The sequence below is a fragment of the Photobacterium sp. DNB23_23_1 genome, from assembly GCF_052873815.1.
Genome location: NZ_JBNNXT010000039.1, coordinates 12,916 through 35,638 on the forward strand (window position 1 = coordinate 12,916; position 22,723 = coordinate 35,638).

Below are 22,723 nucleotides of genomic sequence, written 5' to 3' on the forward strand. Positions count from 1 at the left end.
GCAGATGGCAACAAAAAAGCGAGGGCCATTGGGCCCTCGCTTTGGGTTCTGGCATTGCTTTTACGACTACAGCTGGTCTGGGATCAGCACGGTTGGCTTGGCCTGGTCAACGGCTTCAGGGTAGTCGAGGGTATAGTGCAGGCCGATGCTTTCTTTCCGCTCTAGGGCGCAACGAACCATGAGTTCAGCAACTTGGAGCAGGTTACGCAGTTCCAGCAGGTTGTTCGAAACTTTGAAATTGCTGTAGTACTCATCGGTTTCGTCTTTTAGCAGCTGGATACGGCGCATCGCGCGTTCAAGACGTTTAGTGGTACGGACAATCCCCATGTAATCCCACATAAACAGGCGCAGTTCGTGCCAGTTATGCTGGATCACGACCTCTTCATCAGAGCAGCTGACCTTGCTTTCATCCCAAGAAGGCAGCGCAGGTGGTAACTCGACGCTGTCCATGTCCTTGGCAATGCTTTCTGCCGCTGACCACGCGTAGACCACGCACTCCAGCAGGGAGTTGGAAGCCATACGATTGGCGCCGTGCAGGCCGGTGTAGCTGACTTCGCCGATAGCATAAAGGCCATCGAGATCAGTTTGTCCCTGCTTGTCGACCACCACGCCGCCACAAGTATAGTGGGCGGCCGGGACAATCGGGATCGGCTCTTTGGTAATATCAATGCCAAACGTTAGCAACTTCTCGTATATGGTCGGGAAGTGCTTGGTGACAAACTCGGCCGGTTTGTGACTGATATCCAAATACATGCAATCGGCACCGAGGCGCTTCATTTCAAAGTCGATAGCCCGGGCAACCACATCACGCGGTGCTAGCTCCCCACGCTTATCGAAATCGGTCATAAACCGCGAACCATCAGGGCGGCGCAGATACGCGCCTTCGCCACGCAGGGCTTCGGTCAGCAGGAAGTTGCGTGCGTCAGGATGGAACAGGCAAGTGGGATGGAACTGGTTGAATTCCAGATTGGCAACCCGGCAGCCAGCACGCCATGCCATGGCGATCCCGTCACCGGAGGAGACATCCGGGTTGGAGGTATATTGGTAAACCTTCGATGCCCCACCGGTTGCCAGCACCACAAACTTGGCGCGAACGGTTTCTACCGCTTCAAGGTTACGGTTCCATATATAGGCACCCAGAATGCGGTTTGGTTGGTCGGTATTGCCCAGCTTGTGGGAGGTGATCAGATCCAGCGCATTGTGGCGCTCGAGTACCTCGATATTCGGATGGTTGTGAACATTGTCTTGCAATGAGTTTTGCACAGCCATACCTGTGGCATCGGCGGCATGGAGGATACGGCGGTGGCTGTGCCCGCCCTCGCGGGTCAGGTGATAGCGCGGGGCTTCGTCATTGTCGCTCTCTTCGCGGTCAAACGGTACCCCGCCATCGATCAGCCATTGGACACAGTGCTTGGCATTTTCGGCAATGAAGCGGACAACGTCTTCATCACACAAGTGGGCCCCTGCTATCTGGGTATCTTCGACGTGGGAATCGACGCTGTCTGATTCATCAAAGACAGCTGCGATCCCCCCTTGGGCATAGAAGGTTGCCCCTTCGCTGCGCGGTCCTTTGCTCAGTACGATCACTTTGCCCATGGGTGCCAGCCGAAGGGCCAATGATAGTCCTGCTGCACCACTACCAACAACAAGCACGTCGCATTGATGTTCACGGTTTTCGTTCATAATGATTTCATATCCCTGTGGTAATGTCGTTATATTACCAAATTCCTTTCATTTTGTTCATTTTGTTCATTTTTGACGGATGGTTCACAAATACCCCGCCTTAAGCGATATAATGCACAAATCAGCGTGACTAAAGCGTGCATACAGCAGACATACTGCTTTAATACAATGGAAGAATCGCGCACTATTATTGAGAAATAATATTTTCCTTGGGAACTTTGCTAGTTCCCCTAGGTCTTAAATAGTGCTCACGCTCATACATTTTTATCATACTGTTTTGATTGAGCATACTCGTTATAGCTAGACGAGTTCGGCACAAGGAGCACCCACTAGAAACGTTTGTTTTTGGGGCCCAGCCGTAACAACAGATAAAAATGCGGGTGAATTTGATATAGGAGTACACGCTCGAATGAGCGAGCAGCAAACTGATCAGGTATTAATTGAGCGGGTACAGCGTGGTGATAAGCAGGCATTCAATTTATTGGTAGTGAAATACCAGAATAAAGTCTGCAACTTAGTTGCCAGATATGTCAGCAACTCCGGCGATGTACCGGATGTCGCTCAGGAAGCATTTATTAAGGCGTACCGGGCACTGCCGACTTTTCGGGGTGAGAGTGCGTTTTATACATGGTTGTATCGAATCGCTGTTAATACGGCGAAAAACTATTTGGTGGCTCAAGGGCGTCGCCCGCCCGCATCGGATGTGGATGCGGAGGATGCGGAATATTATGAAAGTGGTAGTGCACTGAAAGAAATTTCGAACCCTGAGAACCAAATGTTGTCTGATGAATTAAGGCGGGTAGTTTTCAGTACCATTGAAGGATTACCGGATGATCTCAAAACTGCGATCACCTTGCGTGAGCTGGAAGGCTTAAGCTATGAGGAAATTGCAGAGGTCATGGGGTGTCCAGTCGGTACAGTACGCTCCCGTATATTCCGAGCGCGAGAGGCGGTTGAAAAACGAATTCGACCTCTTACACAGCGATAGTGTTGGGCCAAACGGTGAAAAAGATGGCTGATAAAGAAAAAATCTCGTCATTGCTTGATGGCGAAGAGCTGGATCAGAGCATTATTAATGCATTGGCTGTCGATGACGATAGTCAGCAGACCTGGCAGAACTTCAACCTCATAGGTGATGTGATGCGCGGGGAAGCACCGCAAAACAAGGAATGGGACATTGCGGCTAAGGTAGCACTGGCGCTGGAGGATGAACCTGTTCATACGGGAACCGTACAGACAGATTCAGCCTCTGTGGTCTCTATTGCAACGGCGCGTGAGGTGCGGGTTGAAGAATCCCAGCCGACACCTCAGCAAGCTAAACGCAAGATGCCGTCTTGGCTTACCCAGTTCGGGCAGGTGGCGGTCGCCGCTTCCGTGTCTTTGGCAGTGATTGTGGGTGTCCAGCAATACAATGGTGGTGATAGCTCACTAACCATGTCGTCTGGAGAAGCACAGTTACCTGTACTGGAAACCATCCCGTTTGCGGGAACGGCAGAACCTGTGAGTTTGACTCGTGATTCAGTACGTTCGAGTCGACATGCTGGCCCGAGCGAAGATCAGGTGATGGAACAACGTCGCCGTATCAATGCCATGCTGCAAGATTATGAATTACAGCTTCGACTCAATGCTGAAGACGGATCAATTGACCGTACGATGCTCGAAGTGAATTAATCGATGGCGGAAAAATGAAGAGACTTCTGGTCGGTGTATTGACACTGGTCAGCCTCGTAATGCCGTGCCAAGCCTCTGCTGAAGAACCGGTTTCTTCTGCCGAGGCTTTGTTGCATCAAATGGACGAGGCGAGCCGAAAACTCAGTTATGAGTTGTCATATATCTTAATCAAGAAAAACAGTATTGAACCGCTGCGCTATCGTCATGCATTGGAAAATGGCGAGACCTATGCGCATTTGGTTTATCTCAGCGGGCCACCGCGTGAGGTGATTCAGCGTGGTGATGAAGTGAGCTACTTCGAGCCGGGGTTGGACCCGTTCACCATCGATAGCAATAAAATGGTGGCCCCACTGCCGCCAATCATGAAAACCGACATCAATGAGTTGGCTGGCTACTACGATTTTATTTCGATGGGCCGTGCCCGCGAGGCCGGTGTTGCCTGTGACGTAGTACGGATTGCCCCTAAAGATGGTGCCCGCTATTCTTACCTGTTGTGGATTGATACCCGCAGCAAGCTGGTGATGCGCGCCGACTTGCTCGACCGTGACGGTGAGCCGCTGGAGCAATACCGTGCGGTATCCTATGTCATCAATCCGAAGGTCGCAGATGTCTTAAAAAACCTCAAGACCGTCGAGCTGCCAGCCGTAGTGCAACTGCCACCTCAGCCTCAGGCTGAACTTGATTGGCAGGTTAGCTGGTTGCCGCAAGGGTTTGAATCCATCTCGCGCAATCGACACCGGTTGATGATGACCGAGCGTCCGGTTGAGAGCAAAATGTTCAGTGATGGTTTGTTCAGTTTCTCGATTTACATTTCATCAGCCGATAACTTTACTGTCAGGGAGCAACTGGTGCGTCAAGGCCGCAGGACGCTGCATAGCTATCTGCTCAATGACAAAGAAGTGACCGTGGTCGGTGATATTCCGCCGGCAACAGCGCGACGGGTGGCAGAATCGGTGGTGTTTGACGCGACTGGGAGCAAAGCCCCGTGATGCGTTCACTGGCTGAAGTGATCGCCGTCAAACCCGGCGAAATCACTGTTAGTTGTCAGCAACAAACCAGTTGCGGTAGTTGTGCCTCTCGTGACAATTGCGGTACTGGTATCGTCAGCAAGGCGTTACCGGGGCGTCAGCATCAGCTCAAAATTGCGACCGATAAACCAGTCAAGGTCGGTGATGTAGTTGAGATCGGCTTGTCCGAACGCAGCATGCTTCACTCAGCAACCTTAGTTTATGTGCTGCCTTTGCTATGCTTAGTGCTAGGAACGGCGCTTGGCCAATGGTGGTTTGTGACATTGGCAGGTGGCGAAGAGCTGGGAGTGATCTTGACGGCACTAGTGAGCGCGGCCCTTGGATTGGGTTTGGCACGCCGATTGGCGATGCGGGTAGAGGGGACCTCAGCCTATAAACCTCACCTGATCCAGGTACTCGGAAGTCCTGTTTCAGCAGCGTTAGCAATAAATGGCGCATCGAAAGATAGCGGCTAGCGGCGAAATTCGGTAGAATCCGTCAACTTGATCTGTAGATCCCATTCATTTTTAATCACGAGTTAGTCACGCCAATTCATGAAGCACATTCGTAACTTTTCGATTATTGCACATATCGACCATGGTAAGTCGACCTTATCCGACCGCCTAATCCAAGTCTGTGGCGGCCTTTCCGATCGTGAAATGGCTGCGCAGGTTCTGGATTCCATGGATCTTGAACGCGAACGCGGTATCACTATCAAAGCCCAGAGCGTGACGCTCGACTATACGGCTAAAGATGGTGAAACCTACCAGTTGAATTTTATCGACACCCCGGGACACGTGGACTTCTCATACGAAGTATCGCGTTCTTTGGCGGCCTGTGAAGGTGCGCTGTTGGTTGTCGATGCCGGTCAGGGGGTTGAGGCTCAAACACTGGCAAACTGTTATACAGCGATGGAAATGGACCTAGAAGTAGTGCCAATCTTGAACAAGATTGACTTACCGGCGGCCGATCCTGAGCGCGTAGCAGAAGAAATTGAAGACATTGTTGGTATCGATGCCCTGGAAGCAACTCGCTGTTCGGCGAAAACAGGCCTAGGTGTTGATGATGTTCTTGAAAATATTGTATCAGCCATTCCTGCGCCGGAAGGCGATCCGGAAGCGCCGCTGCAAGCACTGATCATCGATTCTTGGTTCGATAACTATCTTGGTGTTGTTTCTTTGGTCCGTATTAAAAACGGTAAACTGAAGAAAAATGACAAAATCAAGGTAATGAGTACCGACCAGGTTTGGGGTGTTGACCGTCTCGGCATCTTCACACCAAAACAAATCGATACCACAGAGTTGAATACTGGCGAAGTAGGCTGGGTCGTTTGTGGTATCAAAGATATCCTGGGCGCGCCAGTGGGCGATACCCTGACTTTGGCGAAAAATGGTTGCGAAGAAGCGCTTCCAGGTTTCCAAAAAGTGAAGCCTCAGGTATACGCAGGTTTGTTCCCGGTCTCTTCCGATGACTACGAGAACTTCCGTGATGCACTTGGCAAGCTAAGCCTGAACGATGCTTCTTTGTTCTACGAGCCAGAAAGCTCGGCGGCACTGGGCTTTGGTTTCCGTTGTGGCTTCCTTGGTATGCTGCACATGGAAATCATTCAAGAGCGTCTTGAGCGTGAATACAACCTTGCGCTGATCACCACGGCACCGACGGTAGTTTACGAGGTCGAGAAATCTGATGGTTCGATGATCTATGTTGATAGCCCATCGAAACTGCCACCAGTTAACGATATCGAAGTGATCGGCGAGCCTATTGCACGCTGTAATATCTTGGTACCAAGTGAATACCTCGGCAACGTGATCACCTTGTGTGTTGAGAAGCGTGGTATGCAGGTTGATATGGTTTACCACGGTAACCAGGTTGCCCTGACATATGACATTCCGATGTCTGAAGTGGTATTGGACTTCTTCGACCGTTTGAAGTCGACGTCTCGCGGTTATGCATCGCTTGATTACAACTTCCAACGCTATGAGCCATCTAACATGGTTCGTGTTGATGTGATGATCAATGGTGAGCGTGTTGATGCGCTGGCTATTATTACGCACAAAGACAATGCGAATGGTCGTGGTCGTGATTTGGTTGATAAAATGAAGGAATTCATTCCTCGCCAGATGTTCGATATTGCGATCCAGGCTGCGATTGGCGGCATGATCATTGCTCGTGCCACTGTTAAGCAGCTACGCAAAAACGTAATCGCGAAGTGTTACGGTGGTGATATTAGCCGTAAGAAAAAGCTCCTGCAGAAGCAGAAAGAAGGTAAGAAGCGAATGAAGCAGATCGGTAACGTCGAACTGCCACAGGAAGCTTTCCTTGCTATTTTGCATGTGGGTAAAGACAAATAATTATAACTTATTGTTATCACTGGACGCTTTTGTGTCCAGCTTGCTACCATAAGCAAAGACATTGATAACAGAAGCAATGCAGCAGGCTCGTCTTGCTGCATTGTTATATCGAGTGAGCTGTAATTTATGGCTGACTTGGTAATTGATATAAGTAGGGAAGATAATGGCAAATACTTTTTCGCTTATCCTGGTACTGGCAACATTGGTGACTGGGATCATTTGGGCTCTGGATAAATTTATCTGGGCGCCGAAGCGCCAATTAAAAATTGAAGCAGCGGCAGCCAATGCCGGCGATCAGGTGGATGCTAAAACTCTACAGACCGTGGCACCGCAACCGAACTGGGTAGAATCTGCCAGTTCGATGTTTCCGGTGATCGCGCTCATTATGGTATTTCGCTCATTTATTTATGAGCCGTTCCAGATCCCATCCGGTTCGATGATGCCGACCTTGCTAGTCGGTGATTTCATCCTGGTTGAGAAGTTCGCCTATGGTCTGAAAGACCCGGTTTTCCGTCATCAGATGGTTGAAACCGGTGAGCCAGAACGTGGTGACATTGTGGTATTTAAATACCCGCCTCAGCCGAACATCGATTACATCAAGCGTGTCGTTGGCTTACCGGGCGATACCGTTCGTTACAGTGCCCACAAACAAATTTGTGTGGCGACGAAAGGATCAAACGAGTGCAAGCCGGTACCGTTGACAGAGATGACCGATAGCGAATTTAGCCAGGGTATGACCCGTCTGGTGCAGTTCAACGAGCAGTTGGGCGAGCAAGAACACCAGATCCTGGTACATCCACTGAAACGCGACCGTACGTTGGCCTACCAGCCACGCCCGGGGAGCAGCGAGTGGGTTGTGCCTGAAGGCCAGTATTTCGTGATGGGTGATAACCGCGACAACAGTGCAGATAGCCGTTACTGGGGCTTCGTACCTGAAGCTAACCTAGTGGGCAAGGCGGTCGGGATCTGGATCAGCTTTGAGTTTGAACGAGGTGCTGACAGTGCACTTCCATCTTGGATTCCTACCGGTGTGCGCTTTAGCCGCATCGGTGGCATAAACTGATCGGGAAAAAATGACCACTCCTGCAAACAGGCTCCAGCGTAAGCTGGGCTACCAATTTAACAATATTGATTTGATGACCCTGGCACTGACACACCGCAGTGCCAATGGGACACACAACGAACGCCTGGAATTTCTGGGTGACTCGATACTCAGTTTCGTGATCGCTGATGATCTCTACCACCGCTTCCCTGAAGTGGATGAAGGCGACATGAGCCGCATGCGTGCCACGCTGGTACGTGGTAAGACACTGGCTGAGTTAGGCCGCGAGTTTGATCTTGGTGATCACTTGTTGCTTGGTCCTGGCGAGTTGAAGAGCGGTGGTTTCCGCCGTGATTCGATTCTGGCTGACTGTGTCGAGGCAATCATTGGCGCTATCTACCTCGATAGCGATATTGAGAAAGTCCGTGGCATCGTGCTGAGCTGGTACCAGTCCCGCCTTGAAACAATCAAGCCGGGCATTAACCAGAAAGATCCGAAAACCCGCCTGCAGGAATGCCTGCAAGGGCGTCGTCAGCCATTGCCAGCCTATACGGTGACCAAGGTGCATGGTGAGGCACATAACCAAGAGTTTACGGTGCAGTGTGAAGTGGCAGGCTTGGAGAAGCCTGTTATCGGTAAAGGCGGCAGTCGGCGCAAGGCAGAGCAGGCAGCGGCAGAAATTGCACTTAAGCAGTTGGAATCATGACAGATAAGCAACACTGTGGCTTTATTGCCATTGTCGGTCGCCCGAATGTAGGCAAATCGACACTCCTGAACCGTCTTGTCGGACAGAAGCTTTCTATTACTTCGCGTAAACCGCAAACCACGCGCCACCGTATCATGGGTGTCGATACCCGCGATGGCTACCAGGCGGTTTACGTTGATACCCCAGGCCTGCACATTGAAGAAAAGCGGACTATCAACCGTTTGATGAACCGTGCGGCCAGCAGCTCGCTGACTGATGTCGAGTTGGTACTGTTCTTGGTCGACGGTACGATGTGGACTGACGATGATGAGATGGTACTGAACAAGCTTAAAAAGAGTGAGTTACCAACAGTACTGTTGATCAACAAAGTTGATAACGTTAAAGAAAAAGGCGAGTTATTCCCGCATCTAGATGCATTGTCTAAGAAGATGGACTTTGTTGATGTTGTGCCTATTTCAGCGAAAAGCGGTACTAACGTAGATGCCGTTGAGAAGATCGTACGTGAGCACATTCCTGAAGGCGAATATTACTTCCCGGAAGAGTATGTCACTGACCGTTCACAGCGCTTTATGGCTTCAGAAATTATCCGTGAGAAACTTATGCGTTTCTTGGGTGATGAACTGCCATACTCGGTAACGGTAGAAATCGAACGTTTCGATTTCAATCCACGTACTAACGGTTTTGATATCAATGGTTTGATTCTGGTTGAACGTAAAGGCCAGAAGAAAATGGTGATCGGTAAAAACGGTGAGAAGATGAAAGTCATCGGCCGTGAAGCCCGTATTGATATGGAAGATCTGTTCGAGCGCAAGGTGTACCTTGAGCTGTGGGTGAAAGTGAAATCCGGTTGGGCAGATGATGAACGTGCCCTGCGTAGCCTAGGCTATATTGACGATCTATAAGGTAGCGAATGGAAGGGCTTCAGCGTTGTTTTGTCCTTCATTCTCGTCCTTATAGCGAGACGAGCCTGATCCTCGACGTCTTCAGCGAGGACTCGGGCCGTCTTACTCTCCTGTCAAAAGGAGCGCGCCGCAAGCGCTCTAACCTCAAAGGGGCACTCCAGCCCTTCACTCCTCTGTTCATGAAATGGTCCGGCAAGGGCAGTATGCCCATATTAACGCATGCCGAGCCAATCAGTATCGGTCTGCCGATGCGCAGTTATATCTTGTATTCAGCCATGTACGTCAATGAGTTGCTAGCTCGCGTACTGGAAACGAATACCCCTTACCCTGTGTTGTTTCTGGATTACCTGAATGTGTTGCGTGAACTGGCACAGGCGGAGAATCCAGAGCCAGCATTGCGGCGTTTCGAGCTCGCGTTACTGCAACATTTGGGTTATGGCATCGACTTTCTCCACTGCGCGGGCAGTGGCCTGCCGGTCGATGACACCATGACCTATAACTACCGTGAACAGCTGGGCTTCATAGCCTCGCTGAAAATGGGGCAATTGACCTTTACCGGTGAACAGCTAAAAGCTGTTGCGGCCCGCCGCTTCGAAACCCCAGACCAGCTCCGGGCGGCAAAGCGCTTTACACGCATCGCCCTAAAGCCTTATCTTGGCGGCAAACCATTAAAAAGCAGGGAATTGTTTATCCCTAGAGGAAGGAGTACCGGAAAATGAACAACATCTTACTCGGCGTGAATATTGACCATATTGCGACTTTACGTAATGCACGTGGCACCCGTTACCCAGATCCAGTGCATGCGGCCGAGGTGGCTGAGCGCGCCGGAGCAGACGGTATAACCATCCACTTGCGTGAGGATCGTCGCCACATTACCGATCGTGATGTCCGTATCCTGCGCGAGACTATCCAGACCCGTATGAACCTGGAAATGGCAGTGACCGAAGAGATGGTTCAGATCGCACTGGACACCAAGCCGGAGTTTGTTTGTCTGGTACCGGAGAAGCGTGAAGAGCTGACCACCGAAGGCGGCTTGGATGTTGCGGGCCAGCTTGAAAAAATCAAAGCGGCGACAGCGACGTTGACGCAAGCCGGTATTAAGGTTTCGCTGTTTATTGATGCCGACCGTGCTCAGATTGATGCAGCCGTTGCCTGTGGTGCACCTTACATCGAGTTGCACACCGGCCACTATGCTGATGCCGAAACGGAAGAAGAGCAGCAGGCTGAGCTGAAGAAAATCGCTGCAGCGGCAAGCTACGCCGATGATCAGGGTATCAAGGTCAACGCGGGCCATGGCTTGACTTACCATAACGTGAAACCGATTGCTGCCCTACCTGAACTGTACGAACTTAACATCGGCCATTCTATTATTGGCCGCGCGGTATTCGACGGCTTGGATAAAGCGGTTGCTGATATGCGCGAAGAAATGCTGAGTGCGCGCCGGTAATGGCTATCATTGGTCTGGGAACGGACATTGCCGATATCGAGCGGGTGGAGAAAGCCTTTGCCCGCACTGGTGATGCCTTTGCCTTGCGTTTGCTAGCCCCGAGCGAGTATGCCGTTTTCCAATCGCTCAAGCATCAGGGCCGTTACCTGGCAAAACGCTTTGCGGTCAAGGAAGCGGCGTCAAAAGCGCTGGGAACCGGCATTGCCTGCGGGGTGACCTTCCATGACTTCACCGTCACCAATGATGAGCGCGGTAAACCCTTGTTGGCGTTATCGGGCAAAGCTGCCGAGCTTGCTGAGGCGATGGGGGTGGCACATGTTCATTTGACCATTGCCGACGAGAAGAAATACGCCGTCGCAACGGTGGTATTGGAGAGCTAGTTTCATTTTGGCGAGGGGCACGGGGCCAGTGGCGATGGGCGGGAAAAGCTGTGCTACGGTGCTTTGGTTGAATCGTTATTGGTTTTCTAGAGTGTTAAGAAAAATCCCCGAACGATGTTCGGGGATTTTTTATATTGCTTGATACCAATCTGGATAAGTAGTTGATCAAGTATTTGCACTGGAAAAATCGTTGTTATCAAGGCAGAGATTGCAGTAACTAGTGGCTCTAATTACAAAATATCTAACGCAGAGAACAGCGATTTTAACCTGCAAGACTGATCAAATATTTATGTAGGTTGGTATGATTCGTCGTGGGCGACTTCAGCATTTGCACTTTTTCCTCTAGCCTCTAGCCTCTAGCCTCTAGCCTCAATGCCGATACGCCTTCGATGCCTTGACCACGTTGTTCATCTCATCGATAAGCTCGAACAGTTCCGGCTCGATATCATCGGTAGATGCGCCAGCCTTGAGCTCGGTCTCGATAGTGTGGCACAGGCTCTTGAGGCGCGGTACGCCACTATAGGCGCAGCTGCCGTGGAGCTTGTGGATTGACGGCCACAGCTCGATATCTTTGCCATCGATCGCTTCGTTGACCAACATTTCGACCTCAGGCATGAAATCGAGCAGCATCTGTAGCATGTCTTTGGCCAGATCTTCCTTTCCGGCTGCTTGTTTCAGTGCCAAATCCCAATCCCAGCTGACATTGGTGTTGATGGCTGCGGCTGTTTCACTGCTTTCGGTTTCTGGTTCGGTGTCAGCTTGCTCGGTGCTTGGGGTTTCTAGCTCGGTAATCGGCTTGTCGTGCGGCGTGGTCCACTTGGCTAGAATTTGCTGCAGGATACGCTCTTCAATTGGCTTAGTCAGGTAATCATCCATCCCAGCCTCAATCAGGCGCTCGCGTTCACCGGCCATGGCATGGGCGGTAACCGCAATCACGGGGGTAGCATGGTTGAGATCGGTTTTATGGATAGCCTGGCAGGCCATGACTCCATCCATTTCCGGCATTTGGATATCCATGAAGATCAGATCAAACGCTTTTTGGTGGGCATATTCGACTGCCTTGCGGCCTCCGCTGGCAGTGATCACCGTTTCGACCCGTTCGCATAACAGTGCCGAGATCAGTTTGAGGTTAGCCGGGTTATCATCGACCGCCATGACCGTCAGCGGCTGGATACTTGGCGCTTCGTTGCTGATTGGTTGTGGCTCTGGCTCGCTGAACGGATCCGGTTCACAGACCAAGGACTCGAATAATTTACGGTGTCCCAAAGGCTTAGGTAGGCACGAGGTAACACCGGCATTGATTAGGCGCTCGGAGAGGGCCAGTTCGGTGGTCGGCAGGCTGACAATCACTTTCTCACTCAGTTGCTCGGCCTTGAAGACCTGATCGAGCAAGGTCGCAAGTGGTGGCTGCTCACCGGGTGACAGGTTGAGTAGGGTAAAGTCGTGGTGCTCGGCATCGTCTGGCATGCTTGACCGGTACGTGACATGGATACCCGCACGGATCAGGCGCTGTTGGATCACCGAAGCTGCCTGCATGTTTGGCTCGATCAGTAGCAGCTTCTTATTCATCAGCGAATGGGTGTCGATTGGCTGGGACACCGGTAGATCGGTCTTGTTCAGACGCAGGCTGAACCAGAAGGTTGAGCCTTGGTGCAAGCGGGACGTTAAGCTGACTTCACCGCCCATATGACTGACTAGTTTCTGGGTGATCACCAGGCCAAGTCCGGTACCGCCATAGCGGCGTGAAATACTGGCATCTGCCTGGCTGAAGGCTTGGAATAACTGTGCCTGCTGGCGTTCAGAAATACCGATCCCAGTATCGCGAACCATAAATTGCAGTTCCAGGCTTTCATCGCGATCGGTTTTGAGCTCGACAGAAACATCGATATTGCCGCGCTCGGTAAATTTCACCGCGTTACCTATAAGGTTGGTCAGTACCTGCTGGATCCGCAGTGGATCACCAATCATACCGCTCGGGATGCGGTGATCGACCTTGAGGGTTAGCTCAAGCCCTTTTTCGTGGGCGCTCGGGGCTAGTAGCTTCATGACTTCATCCAGCGACTCAGTGAAGTCGAATGGGATATTTTCCAGCAGCAGCTTACCGGCTTCAAGCTTAGAGAAATCGAGGATATCGTTGATGATAGTCAACAGGTTGTTGGCCGACTTCTCGATAGTCAGCAGGTAATCATGTTGGCTGGTGCTCAGGCGGGTTTTGAGCATCTGGCGGGTAAAGCCGATCACCCCGTTAAGCGGGGTGCGTAATTCGTGCGACATATTGGCCAGGAACTCGGATTTGACCCGTGCTGCTTCCTGTGCCCGCTTCTTGGCGATATCCAATTCTACGTTCTGGATTTCCAATTGCTCTAGGGTTTCGCGCAGATCCGAGGTGGCCTGGTCGATACTCTGTTGCATTTCGATATGGTATTCCGACAATGAAATCGCCATCGCATTGATCCCGTTTTTCAGGGTATCCAGCTCACCCAGCAACTGGCCTTCGATACGAACATCAAGGTGGCCACGGCGGATCCGGTCAACCACGCTTACCATGTGTGAAATAGGGCGGGTCACATCCTTCATTAACCGGTAGGCAAACAAAGATGATAGCGTCAGGCCCAATAGCAGCACCATCAAGGCGGTGAACACCTCTTGGTATTGCTGTAGGCGCAGCGCACTCAAGTCGAGTTCTAGGGCGATGTAGCCAAGGACTTCGTCCTGGTAGCCGGGAATAGACGAGTTGCTAAACTGCCCCTCTTTGAGGATCGGCGCCCGTAGGATCAGCGAATTTTCATTGAGCCGGGTTTCCAGCAGCATGGGGATCGGCTGATCATCGGGGTACATCAAAGCTTCGAAGTTGCGGTGGAAATTCGACGTAACGAACAGCTCATTTTCGGTATTGAAAACCGCAATGCTGCGCACGATTTGCGAATGCTTACGATGGGCGTAGCTGATCAACCGCCGAACCGGTTCGCGGTTCTTGTCGGCCATGCCATATTCGGTAGAGATCGCCAGAGGCTCGATAATGCTAGCACCGGTAGAGATCAGCTGGTGTTCTAGATCGCGATATCGGCTCATGGTAAAAAATGTGCTCAAAAGCAGGCCAATAATCAGCGTCGGTGCTAATGTCAGGGTGAATACCCTGGCACGAAGTCCATATTTGGTCATGGTTCTCTTAATTACAAGAATGCGATTCTATGGGACAATTATCCCATCTATGGCCGCTAGCTTAATGAAAGTCAGGCTATTCGACAATCAACTCATCTCAAACTGTTGTTGAAATCACCAGTTTGGACCAATTGCTCCGTGGATCCAATTACTATGGCACGCTTTTTCAAGCCTCAGAAACGAAAATTAACCGATACCAAGCATAAAGAAATTACCATCAGCCGTCTCGACCACCTTGGTGCCGGTATTGGTCACCTCGACCGCAAGCCGGTCTTTGTCGAGGGGCTATTGCCTGGGGAAAAGGCAATTATCCAGCTGACGGACGATAAAAAGCAATTTGCCCGCGCTAAAGTGATACGTCGCTTGAGTGACAGTCGCGAGCGGGTGGCCCCAGCTTGTCCTATCTACGACCAATGCGGCGGTTGTAACTTGCAGCATTTATCCCATCAGGGTCAAGTTGCCGCCAAGCAGCAGTCGCTGGGAGAGCTGATGGGCAAGTTTGCCCGTACTGGCGATCACATTGAACAGGCAGCCCCGATAACTAGCGAAGAGTGGCAATATCGCCGCTGTGTGCGCCTCAGCATCATGCCGAAGGGCGGAGAGCTGAAGATTGGTTTTCGTAAGAAGCAGAGCAAGGAAATTGTTGATGTCGAGCACTGTCCGGTGCTGGCGCAGTCACTGAATGAACTGTTACCCGCTTTGCGCACGTTGTTATCTGGGTTGAAAGGGCGTAAGCACCTAGGCCATGTTGAACTGGTTGAGGCCGATAACGGCCGGGTGGTGCTAATTCGTCATCTTCAGCCTTTTTCTGACAAAGACATGACCACCCTCCGTCAGTTTGCTGACCAACACCAGCTAATGTTATACCTAGCGGCCACTTCGGATGCTCTAGATAGTCTTTCCGGGCCGGTCCCTTATTATGAGCTGGATGGACAGCAGCTTGCCTTTTCGCCAAAAGATTTTATTCAGGTCAACCGCGAGGTGAACCAGAAAATGGTGGCCCAGGCTATCGACTGGCTGGCTGTCGGATCTGATGACCGGGTACTTGATCTATTCTGTGGACTTGGTAATTTCAGTTTACCGCTCGCAAAGCGAGCAAAAGCACTGGTTGGTGTTGAAGGTGTCGACGAGATGGTGCATCGTGCATCAGAGAATGCAAAAAATAATCAACAGGTTAATGCTGATTTTTATCAGGCGAACCTGGAAGAGGATGTCACGGCCAAATCGTGGGCGAAAGAAAAATTCAGTAAGGTATTGCTCGACCCTGCCCGGGCCGGTGCGGCTGGTGTTATGCAGCACGTGGTGAACCTGGGGCCGGAGCGAGTGGTGTATGTCTCCTGTAATCCAGCAACGCTGGCACGAGACAGTCAGGAGCTACTGAAACAAGGTTATCAGTTGGAACGGTTGGGTATGATGGATATGTTCCCTCATACCGGGCATTTGGAGTCGATGGCATTATTTATAAAGCGATAGGCTCACATTATTAGAGTAAACAGGATAGAAAAATGGTCGCAGTTCGCGGTGCGCATTTAAAGGAAAATGATACATTTGAGCTAAGCTCTTGGGTTGACAGCCTGCAGCAGGATGCCAAGGTTGCGAAGCATCTGACCAAGACCTATCAGCGATGTATCGAGTTGACATCAGTGGAAGAGTCCGCGCCATTATTGCTATGGCGTGGCCGCGAGATGGTGGAAATCTTAGTGACTTTAAGCATGGACAAAGACACGCTGGTGGCAGCGTTGTTATTTCCACTGTTTGAGGCTGGGGTTTATCAGCCAGACCAATTGAAAGAAGATTACAACGGTACGATTTTACAGATGGTGGTCGGGGTAAGCCAAATGGCGGCCATCGGACAACTGAATGCAACGACGGAAGGTGCAGAGCAGTCGGCGCAGGTGGATAATATCCGCCGGATGCTGCTGTCGATGGTCGATGACTTCCGTTGTGTGGTGATCAAGCTTGCCGAGCGGATCTGTAACCTGCGTGAAGTGAAAGACGAGCCGGATGCGGTGCGTCGGGCTGCGGCGAAGGAATGTGCCAATATCTATGCGCCGCTGGCCAACCGATTAGGTATTGGTCAGCTCAAGTGGGAGATTGAAGATTATGCTTTTCGCTACAATCACCCCGACACCTATAAACAGATTGCCAAGCAGCTGTCTGAGCGCCGAATAGATCGTGAATATTATATCGAACATTTCGTGACAGATTTGGCCGAATCGATGAAGGCGTCACAGATCAGAGCCGAGGTGCATGGTCGACCGAAGCACATCTATAGTATCTGGCGAAAAATGCAGAAGAAAAACTTGGCGTTTGATGAGCTGTTCGATGTCCGTGCCGTCCGTATTATTGCCGACCAGCTGCAAGACTGTTATGCCGCGTTAGGGGTGGTACATACCAAGTACCGCCACCTGCCTAAAGAGTTTGATGACTATGTCGCCAACCCCAAGCCGAATGGTTACCAGTCGATCCACACCGTGGTATTGGGACCGGAAGGTAAAACCATAGAAATCCAGATCCGTACCAAACAGATGCATGAAGAGTCGGAGCTGGGGGTGGCTGCTCACTGGAAGTACAAAGAAGGTTCATCAGGGGGCGCGAAATCGTCTTATGACGAAAAAATCAACTGGTTACGTAAACTTCTTGCCTGGCAGGAAGAGATGTCTGACTCGGGCGAGATGCTCGATGAGCTACGCAGTCAGGTGTTTGATGATCGTGTTTATGCCTTTACGCCGAAAGGGGATGTGGTCGACCTGCCATTGAATGCGACCCCGCTGGATTTTGCTTACCACATTCACTCCGAAGTCGGTCACCGCTGTATTGGCGCGAAGGTTGAAGGGCGCATTGTGCCTTTCACCTATCACCTGCAAATGGGCGAGCAGGTCGAAATTATCACTCAGAAAGAGCCGAACCCATCGCGCGACTGGCTGAATCCTAATCTTGGCTTTGTGACGTCGAGCCGTGCCCGTTCCAAGGTGCATGCGTGGTTCCGCAAACAGGATCGGAACAAGAACATTGCAGCAGGCCGGGAGATATTGGAAACCGAGTTGGTGAAAATCGGTGCGACCATGAAAGATGCTGAGGCCTATGGGTTCAAGCGTTTTAATGTTAATTCGGCTGATGAGTTGTTTGCCGGGATCGGTAGCGGTGATCTGCGCATTAACCAGGTCATCAACCATATCAATGCTCTGGTCAACAAGCCGACGGCTGAGGAAGAAGATCAGCAGTTGCTGGAGAAATTGACCGAAGCAGGCAGCAAGCCGGCGACGAGCAAAAAGCCACAGCGTGATGCGGTGGTGGTGGAAGGGGTCGATAACCTGATGACCCACCTAGCTCGCTGCTGTCAGCCTATCCCAGGCGATGATATCCAGGGGTTCGTTACGCAGGGCCGGGGGATCTCGGTTCACCGCAGTGACTGTGAACAGCTTGAGGAGCTGCGCCATGTAGCTCCTGAGCGGATCATCGACACGGTATGGGGTGGTGGCTTTGTTGGCAACTACCATATCACGGTCCGAGTGACGGCCGCTGAGCGCAACGGTCTGCTCAAAGAGCTTACCAACACTTTGGCCAACGAAAAAGTCAAAGTGGCCGGAATGAAGAGCCGAGTCGATTACAAGAAGCAGATGTCGATCATGGATTTCGATCTCGAATTAACCGACCTTGAGGTCTTGAGCCGGGTACTCAAGCGTATCGAGCAGGTCAGAGACGTCGCCGAGGCCAAGCGATTGCACTAAAATGGCAATCAGAACATAACTATTTGAAGCGGGAAGCGAAGGCGACCCGCTTTTTTTAGCCAAAGAAAGGAAATCACAGTATGAGCGAGAACAAAGCGCCCATTGAGCAATTGGTTGAGATTATGTCCACGTTGCGCGACCCACAGCAGGGGTGCCCTTGGGACTTGAAACAGACCTTCGCGTCCATTGTGCCGCATACTCTGGAGGAAGCTTACGAAGTGGCTGATGCTATCGAGCAGCAGAATTGGGATGATGTGCGTGAGGAGCTCGGTGATCTGTTGTTCCAGGTGATTTTCTACAGCCAGCTTGGCAAAGAGCAGGGGCTGTTTGATTTTGATGATGTGGTCCGTGGTATCAACGAGAAGCTGACCCGTCGTCATCCGCATGTGTTTGCTAATACTGAGTTTGCCAATGAGGCCGAGATCAATGCCAACTGGGAAGCGGAGAAAGCCAAGGAGCGTTCAGTCAAAGGGGAGGATTCCAGTGTGCTGGCTAACATCCCGCAAGCGATGCCTGCGCTCATCCGGGCCGATAAAATCCAGAAGCGCTGTGCCAAGCATGGATTTGATTGGGATACCCTAGGGCCGGTTGTCGATAAGGTGCATGAAGAGATTGAAGAGGTGATGGAAGAAGTCATTCAAGTGTCACCTGATCAAAGTAAAATCGAAGAAGAAGTGGGGGATTTGTTGTTTGCTGTCGCCAACTTCAGCCGCCATGTGCAGGTCAAACCGGAAGTGGCACTGAAGAAAGCCAACCAGAAATTCGAGCGTCGTTTTCGCGAAGTGGAGAAAACTGTGCTAGAAAGAGGAAAGCGTATTGACGATTGCTCCCTGGAATATTTGGATGCTATCTGGGATGAGGTCAAGCGTAGCGAGCTGAAGACAAAGTAAGCGAGGTGGGGGAGTTAAGGGCAGTCACACGGATGAATGCTCAATCTATAGTCATCTAGTTTAGTAGAATTGATTTGAGACAAAAAAAAACCAAACGTGCTGTGATAGTTTTCACGTTGTGGCAATAAAGTGTGTCTGGTATACTAATTTCCCGTCCAGATACATTTTATCCTCTATACCAATCTTCCAGGTAAAACATGACGACGAATTACATTTTTGTTACGGGCGGGGTCGTATCCTCACTAGGTAAAGGTATTGCTGCAGCATCGCTGGCGGCTATTCTAGAAGCGCGTGGTCTTAACGTGACCATGATGAAGCTAGACCCTTACATCAACGTTGACCCAGGCACAATGAGCCCAATTCAGCATGGTGAAGTATTCGTAACGGAAGACGGTGCAGAGACTGACCTTGACCTAGGCCACTATGAGCGTTTCATCCGTACCAAGATGACCAAGCGCAATAACTTCACTGCGGGACGTGTTTACGCTGATGTACTGCGTAAAGAGCGTCGTGGTGACTACCTAGGTGCAACGATTCAGGTTATCCCACACATCACCAATGCGATCAAAGAACGTGTTATTGCAGGTGCAGAAGGCCACGACGTAGCTATCGTCGAAGTTGGCGGCACTGTAGGTGATATCGAATCTCTACCATTTATGGAAGCAATCCGTCAGCTAGCGGTTGAGCTAGGCCGTGAACGCGCAATGTTCATGCACCTGACACTTGTTCCATACTTGGCTGCAGCTGGCGAAGTGAAAACCAAGCCAACTCAGCACTCAGTGAAAGAACTGCTTTCTATCGGTATCCAGCCTGACATCCTTGTATGTCGTTCTGACCGTAACATCCCTGCTAACGAGCGTGCGAAAATCGCCCTGTTCTGTAACGTGCAGGAAAAAGCAGTTATCTCAATGAAAGACGTAGATTCTATCTATAAGATCCCACAACTTATCAAGGCTCAAGGCCTGGATGACTTGGTTTGTCAGCGCTTCGGTATTACAGCTCCAGAAGCTGACCTGACTGAGTGGGAACAGGTGATCTACGAAGAAGCCAACCCAACAGCCGAAGTGACTATCGGTATGGTGGGTAAGTACATCGAACTACCAGATGCATACAAGTCAGTGAATGAAGCACTGAAGCATGCCGGTCTTAAGAACCGTCTGTCAGTGAAGATCAAGTATGTTGATTCTCAGGATGTTGAGTCTAAAGGTACAGAAGTACTGGAAGGCCTTGATGCTATCTTGGTTCCTGGTGGCTTCGGCGGCCGCGGTGTAGAAGGTAAAATCCAAACTGCACAATACGCCCGTGAAAACAAAATTCCGTACCTTGGCATCTGCCTAGGTATGCAGGTTGCCCTTATCGAGTTTGCTCGTAATGCGGCAGGCCTTGAAGGCGCGCACTCGACAGAGTTCGACGCCCAGTCTAAGCACCCAGTGGTCGGCTTGATCACTGAGTGGGTTGACGGCGAAGGTAACGTGGAAGAGCGTACTGAAAAATCGGATCTTGGCGGTACAATGCGTCTGGGTTCTCAGCTATGTCACTTGGCTGAAGGTTCTAAAGCGCGTGAGCTATACGGTAACCCAACAGTACATGAGCGTCACCGTCACCGCTATGAAGTAAACAACAACCTACTTCCTCGTCTAGAGAAAGCAGGTCTGAAGGTTTCTGGTCTGTCAGCAGACAAGAAATTGGTGGAAATTATCGAGATCCCTAACCACCCATGGTTTGTGGCTGCTCAGTTCCACCCTGAGTTCACCTCTACCCCTCGCGATGGTCACCCTCTGTTTGAAGGGTTCGTGAAGGCTGCTGGCTCCAACCAGCGCGGTGAGCTTAACAAGTAAGGATTACGGATAGCTGTAGCCGTGATAGCTGCAGCTATTTTTTAGCTTTTAATTTCAAGATAAAGCAAGAGGAAACACAATGTCTAAGATCGTTAAAGTTCTAGGTCGTGAAATCATTGATTCACGTGGTAACCCAACTGTAGAAGCTGAAGTTCACCTAGAAGGCGGTTTCGTAGGTATGGCTGCTGCTCCATCTGGCGCATCAACTGGTTCTCGTGAAGCTCTTGAGCTACGCGACGGTGACAAGTCTCGTTTCCTAGGTAAAGGTGTTCTTAAAGCTGTTGAAGCTGTGAACGGCCCAATCGCGGAAGCTCTTGTTGGTAAAGATGCTAAAGCTCAAGCTGACATCGACCAGATCATGCTTGACCTAGACGGCACTGAAAACAAATCTAACTTCGGTGCAAACGCAATCCTAGCTGTATCTCTAGCGAACGCTAAAGCTGCTGCAGCTGCTAAAGGCATGCCTCTATACGAGCACATTGCTGAGCTAAACGGTACTGCTGGTCAGTTCTCTATGCCTCTACCAATGATGAACATCATCAACGGTGGTGAGCACGCTGATAACAACGTTGACATCCAAGAGTTCATGATCCAGCCAGTTGGCGCGAAAACTCTTAAAGAAGGTCTACGCATCGGTGCTGAAGTATTCCACAACCTAGCTAAAGTACTTAAGGCTAAAGGCCTAAGCACTGCTGTTGGTGACGAAGGTGGTTTTGCTCCTAACCTAGAGTCAAACGCTGCTGCACTAGCTGCAATCAAAGAAGCGGTTGAAGCTGCAGGCTACGTACTTGGTAAAGACGTTACTCTAGCGATGGACTGTGCTGCATCTGAGTTCTTCGACAAAGAAGCTGGCAACTACAACATGAAAGGCGAAGGTAAAATCTTCACTTCTGAAGAGTTTAACCACTACCTAGCTGATCTAGCTAACCAGTACCCAATCGTTTCTATTGAAGATGGTCTTGACGAGTCTGACTGGGATGGCTTCAAGCACCAGACTGAACTACTAGGTGACAAGCTTCAACTAGTAGGTGACGATCTATTCGTTACAAACACTAAGATTCTTGCTGAAGGTATCGAGAAAGGCGTAGCTAACTCTATCCTTATCAAGTTCAACCAGATCGGTTCTCTAACTGAGACTCTAGCTGCAATCAAGATGGCTAAAGATGCTGGTTACACTGCAGTTATCTCTCACCGTTCTGGTGAAACTGAAGATGCAACTATTGCTGATCTAGCGGTAGGTACTGCTGCTGGCCAAATCAAAACTGGTTCAATGAGCCGTTCTGACCGTGTTGCTAAGTACAACCAGCTAATCCGTATCGAAGAAGCGCTAGGTGAGAAAGCACCTTACAACGGTCTTAAAGAAGTTAAAGGCCAAGCTTAATTAAAAGCTGCGCATCGGGGTTACCCGAGCTGATACTAAAAACCGTCCTTTAAGGGCGGTTTTTTTATGGGCGAATAGTCGGTTGGGTATTAACTGACCCTAGTGTCAAACTACAAGTTATGGGAATATACCAAACTGAGCAATGTTCAGTTTGGTATTTTTACCAGCGGCTTGACACGTCTTTGTGTTTCAATCTGTTATGATTAGCTTAATTTCTTATACCATTGCCAAGAGGGTGCAATGCGATTGTTAAACCTCCTGCTGTTGGTCATCCTCAGCTGGTTACAGTATGACTTCTGGCTCGGCAAGAATGGCATGGTCGATTACCTAGCGGTGCGCGATAATGTAGCGGTGCAACAACAGGCTAATGCCGAACTGGTTCAACGGAACCAGCAGATGTATTTCGAAATTCATGACTTGCACCGTGGTCAGGAAGCCGTCGAAGAACGCGCCCGCAACGAGCTGGGAATGATTGGAACGGATGAAACATTTTTCCGTATTGTCAGCGACTGAACTCCAGAGACTTGCCTGG

The 22,723-nt window shown here is 50.6% G+C and carries 19 protein-coding genes; 17 read left to right on the plus strand and 2 right to left on the minus strand.

Annotation, left to right across the window (positions count from 1 at the left end; translation table 11 throughout):
* Positions 1-66 precede the first annotated feature (66 nt).
* Entirely contained in the window at positions 67-1,683 is a 1,617-nt protein-coding gene (gene nadB / locus ACVA53_RS19710; RefSeq protein ID WP_255041123.1) for an L-aspartate oxidase, read from the minus strand.
* Positions 1,684-2,092: 409 nt separating this feature from the next.
* Here nadB and rpoE point away from each other — a divergent pair, with 409 nt between their 5' ends.
* The 11 genes from rpoE to acpS all read left to right on the plus strand — a co-directional run bounded on the left by rpoE (position 2,093) and on the right by acpS (position 11,189).
* Positions 2,093-2,671: an RNA polymerase sigma factor RpoE gene (rpoE, locus tag ACVA53_RS19715; protein ID WP_255041122.1), complete on the plus strand. Its 579-nt coding sequence runs from the start codon at positions 2,093-2,095 to the stop codon at positions 2,669-2,671.
* Positions 2,672-2,694: 23 nt separating this feature from the next.
* Positions 2,695-3,354 (plus strand): RseA family anti-sigma factor, encoded by a 660-nt coding sequence (locus ACVA53_RS19720; protein WP_446506023.1) that lies wholly within the window; start codon positions 2,695-2,697, stop codon positions 3,352-3,354.
* A gap of 14 nt (positions 3,355-3,368) precedes the next feature.
* Entirely contained in the window at positions 3,369-4,343 is a 975-nt protein-coding gene (rseB, locus tag ACVA53_RS19725; RefSeq protein ID WP_446506024.1) for a sigma-E factor regulatory protein RseB, read from the plus strand.
* Positions 4,343-4,837: a SoxR reducing system RseC family protein gene (locus ACVA53_RS19730; RefSeq protein WP_446506033.1), complete on the plus strand. Its 495-nt coding sequence runs from the start codon at positions 4,343-4,345 to the stop codon at positions 4,835-4,837. The genes rseB and ACVA53_RS19730 overlap by 1 nt, the downstream gene beginning before the upstream one ends.
* Before the next feature lie 78 nt (positions 4,838-4,915).
* On the plus strand, positions 4,916-6,712 hold the full coding sequence (gene lepA, locus ACVA53_RS19735) for a translation elongation factor 4 (RefSeq protein WP_255041119.1): 1,797 nt from the start codon (positions 4,916-4,918) through the stop codon (positions 6,710-6,712).
* A 163-nt stretch (positions 6,713-6,875) separates the two neighbouring features.
* The gene (gene lepB, locus ACVA53_RS19740) at positions 6,876-7,775 is read left to right on the plus strand and encodes a signal peptidase I (protein ID WP_446506025.1); all 900 of its coding nucleotides are present in this window, start codon (positions 6,876-6,878) and stop codon (positions 7,773-7,775) included.
* A gap of 10 nt (positions 7,776-7,785) precedes the next feature.
* Positions 7,786-8,460 (plus strand): ribonuclease III, encoded by a 675-nt coding sequence (gene rnc, locus ACVA53_RS19745; RefSeq protein ID WP_255041117.1) that lies wholly within the window; start codon positions 7,786-7,788, stop codon positions 8,458-8,460.
* Complete coding sequence (era, locus tag ACVA53_RS19750) at positions 8,457-9,362, plus strand: GTPase Era (RefSeq protein ID WP_255041116.1); 906 nt, start codon at positions 8,457-8,459, stop codon at positions 9,360-9,362. The genes rnc and era overlap by 4 nt, the downstream gene beginning before the upstream one ends.
* 8 nt (positions 9,363-9,370) lie before the next feature.
* Positions 9,371-10,081: a DNA repair protein RecO gene (gene recO / locus ACVA53_RS19755; RefSeq protein ID WP_255041115.1), complete on the plus strand. Its 711-nt coding sequence runs from the start codon at positions 9,371-9,373 to the stop codon at positions 10,079-10,081.
* Positions 10,078-10,809 carry a pyridoxine 5'-phosphate synthase gene (gene pdxJ, locus ACVA53_RS19760; RefSeq protein WP_255041114.1) on the plus strand — a complete coding sequence of 244 codons (732 nt, stop codon included), beginning with the start codon at positions 10,078-10,080 and terminating at the stop codon, positions 10,807-10,809. Before recO ends, pdxJ begins: the two co-directional genes overlap by 4 nt.
* Positions 10,809-11,189, plus strand: coding sequence for a holo-ACP synthase (gene acpS / locus ACVA53_RS19765; RefSeq protein ID WP_255041113.1), 381 nt, complete (start codon positions 10,809-10,811; stop codon positions 11,187-11,189). The genes pdxJ and acpS overlap by 1 nt, the downstream gene beginning before the upstream one ends.
* A 369-nt stretch (positions 11,190-11,558) precedes the next feature.
* Here the strand turns inward: acpS and barA are convergent, their stop codons facing one another.
* The gene (gene barA, locus ACVA53_RS19770; protein ID WP_446506026.1) at positions 11,559-14,351 is read right to left on the minus strand and encodes a two-component sensor histidine kinase BarA; all 2,793 of its coding nucleotides are present in this window, start codon (positions 14,349-14,351) and stop codon (positions 11,559-11,561) included.
* Positions 14,352-14,504: 153 nt separating this feature from the next.
* On the opposite strand from barA, the gene rlmD reads away from it, so the two are divergent.
* From rlmD to ftsB, 6 genes are all read left to right on the plus strand, one after another.
* Positions 14,505-15,824: a 23S rRNA (uracil(1939)-C(5))-methyltransferase RlmD gene (gene rlmD, locus ACVA53_RS19775; protein WP_446506027.1), complete on the plus strand. Its 1,320-nt coding sequence runs from the start codon at positions 14,505-14,507 to the stop codon at positions 15,822-15,824.
* Positions 15,825-15,856: 32 nt separating this feature from the next.
* Positions 15,857-18,082 carry a GTP diphosphokinase gene (gene relA, locus ACVA53_RS19780; RefSeq protein ID WP_446506028.1) on the plus strand — a complete coding sequence of 742 codons (2,226 nt, stop codon included), beginning with the start codon at positions 15,857-15,859 and terminating at the stop codon, positions 18,080-18,082.
* Positions 18,083-18,162: 80 nt separating this feature from the next.
* Positions 18,163-18,972 (plus strand): nucleoside triphosphate pyrophosphohydrolase, encoded by an 810-nt coding sequence (gene mazG / locus ACVA53_RS19785; protein WP_255041109.1) that lies wholly within the window; start codon positions 18,163-18,165, stop codon positions 18,970-18,972.
* A 197-nt stretch (positions 18,973-19,169) separates the two neighbouring features.
* Complete coding sequence (locus ACVA53_RS19790; RefSeq protein WP_255041108.1) at positions 19,170-20,810, plus strand: CTP synthase; 1,641 nt, start codon at positions 19,170-19,172, stop codon at positions 20,808-20,810.
* 79 nt (positions 20,811-20,889) lie between these two features.
* A complete protein-coding gene (gene eno, locus ACVA53_RS19795) occupies positions 20,890-22,191 on the plus strand; it encodes a phosphopyruvate hydratase (protein ID WP_255041107.1) in 1,302 nt (433 codons plus the stop codon).
* Between the two features lie 240 nt (positions 22,192-22,431).
* The gene (ftsB, locus tag ACVA53_RS19800; RefSeq protein ID WP_255041106.1) at positions 22,432-22,704 is read left to right on the plus strand and encodes a cell division protein FtsB; all 273 of its coding nucleotides are present in this window, start codon (positions 22,432-22,434) and stop codon (positions 22,702-22,704) included.
* Positions 22,705-22,723: the final 19 nt, after the last annotated feature.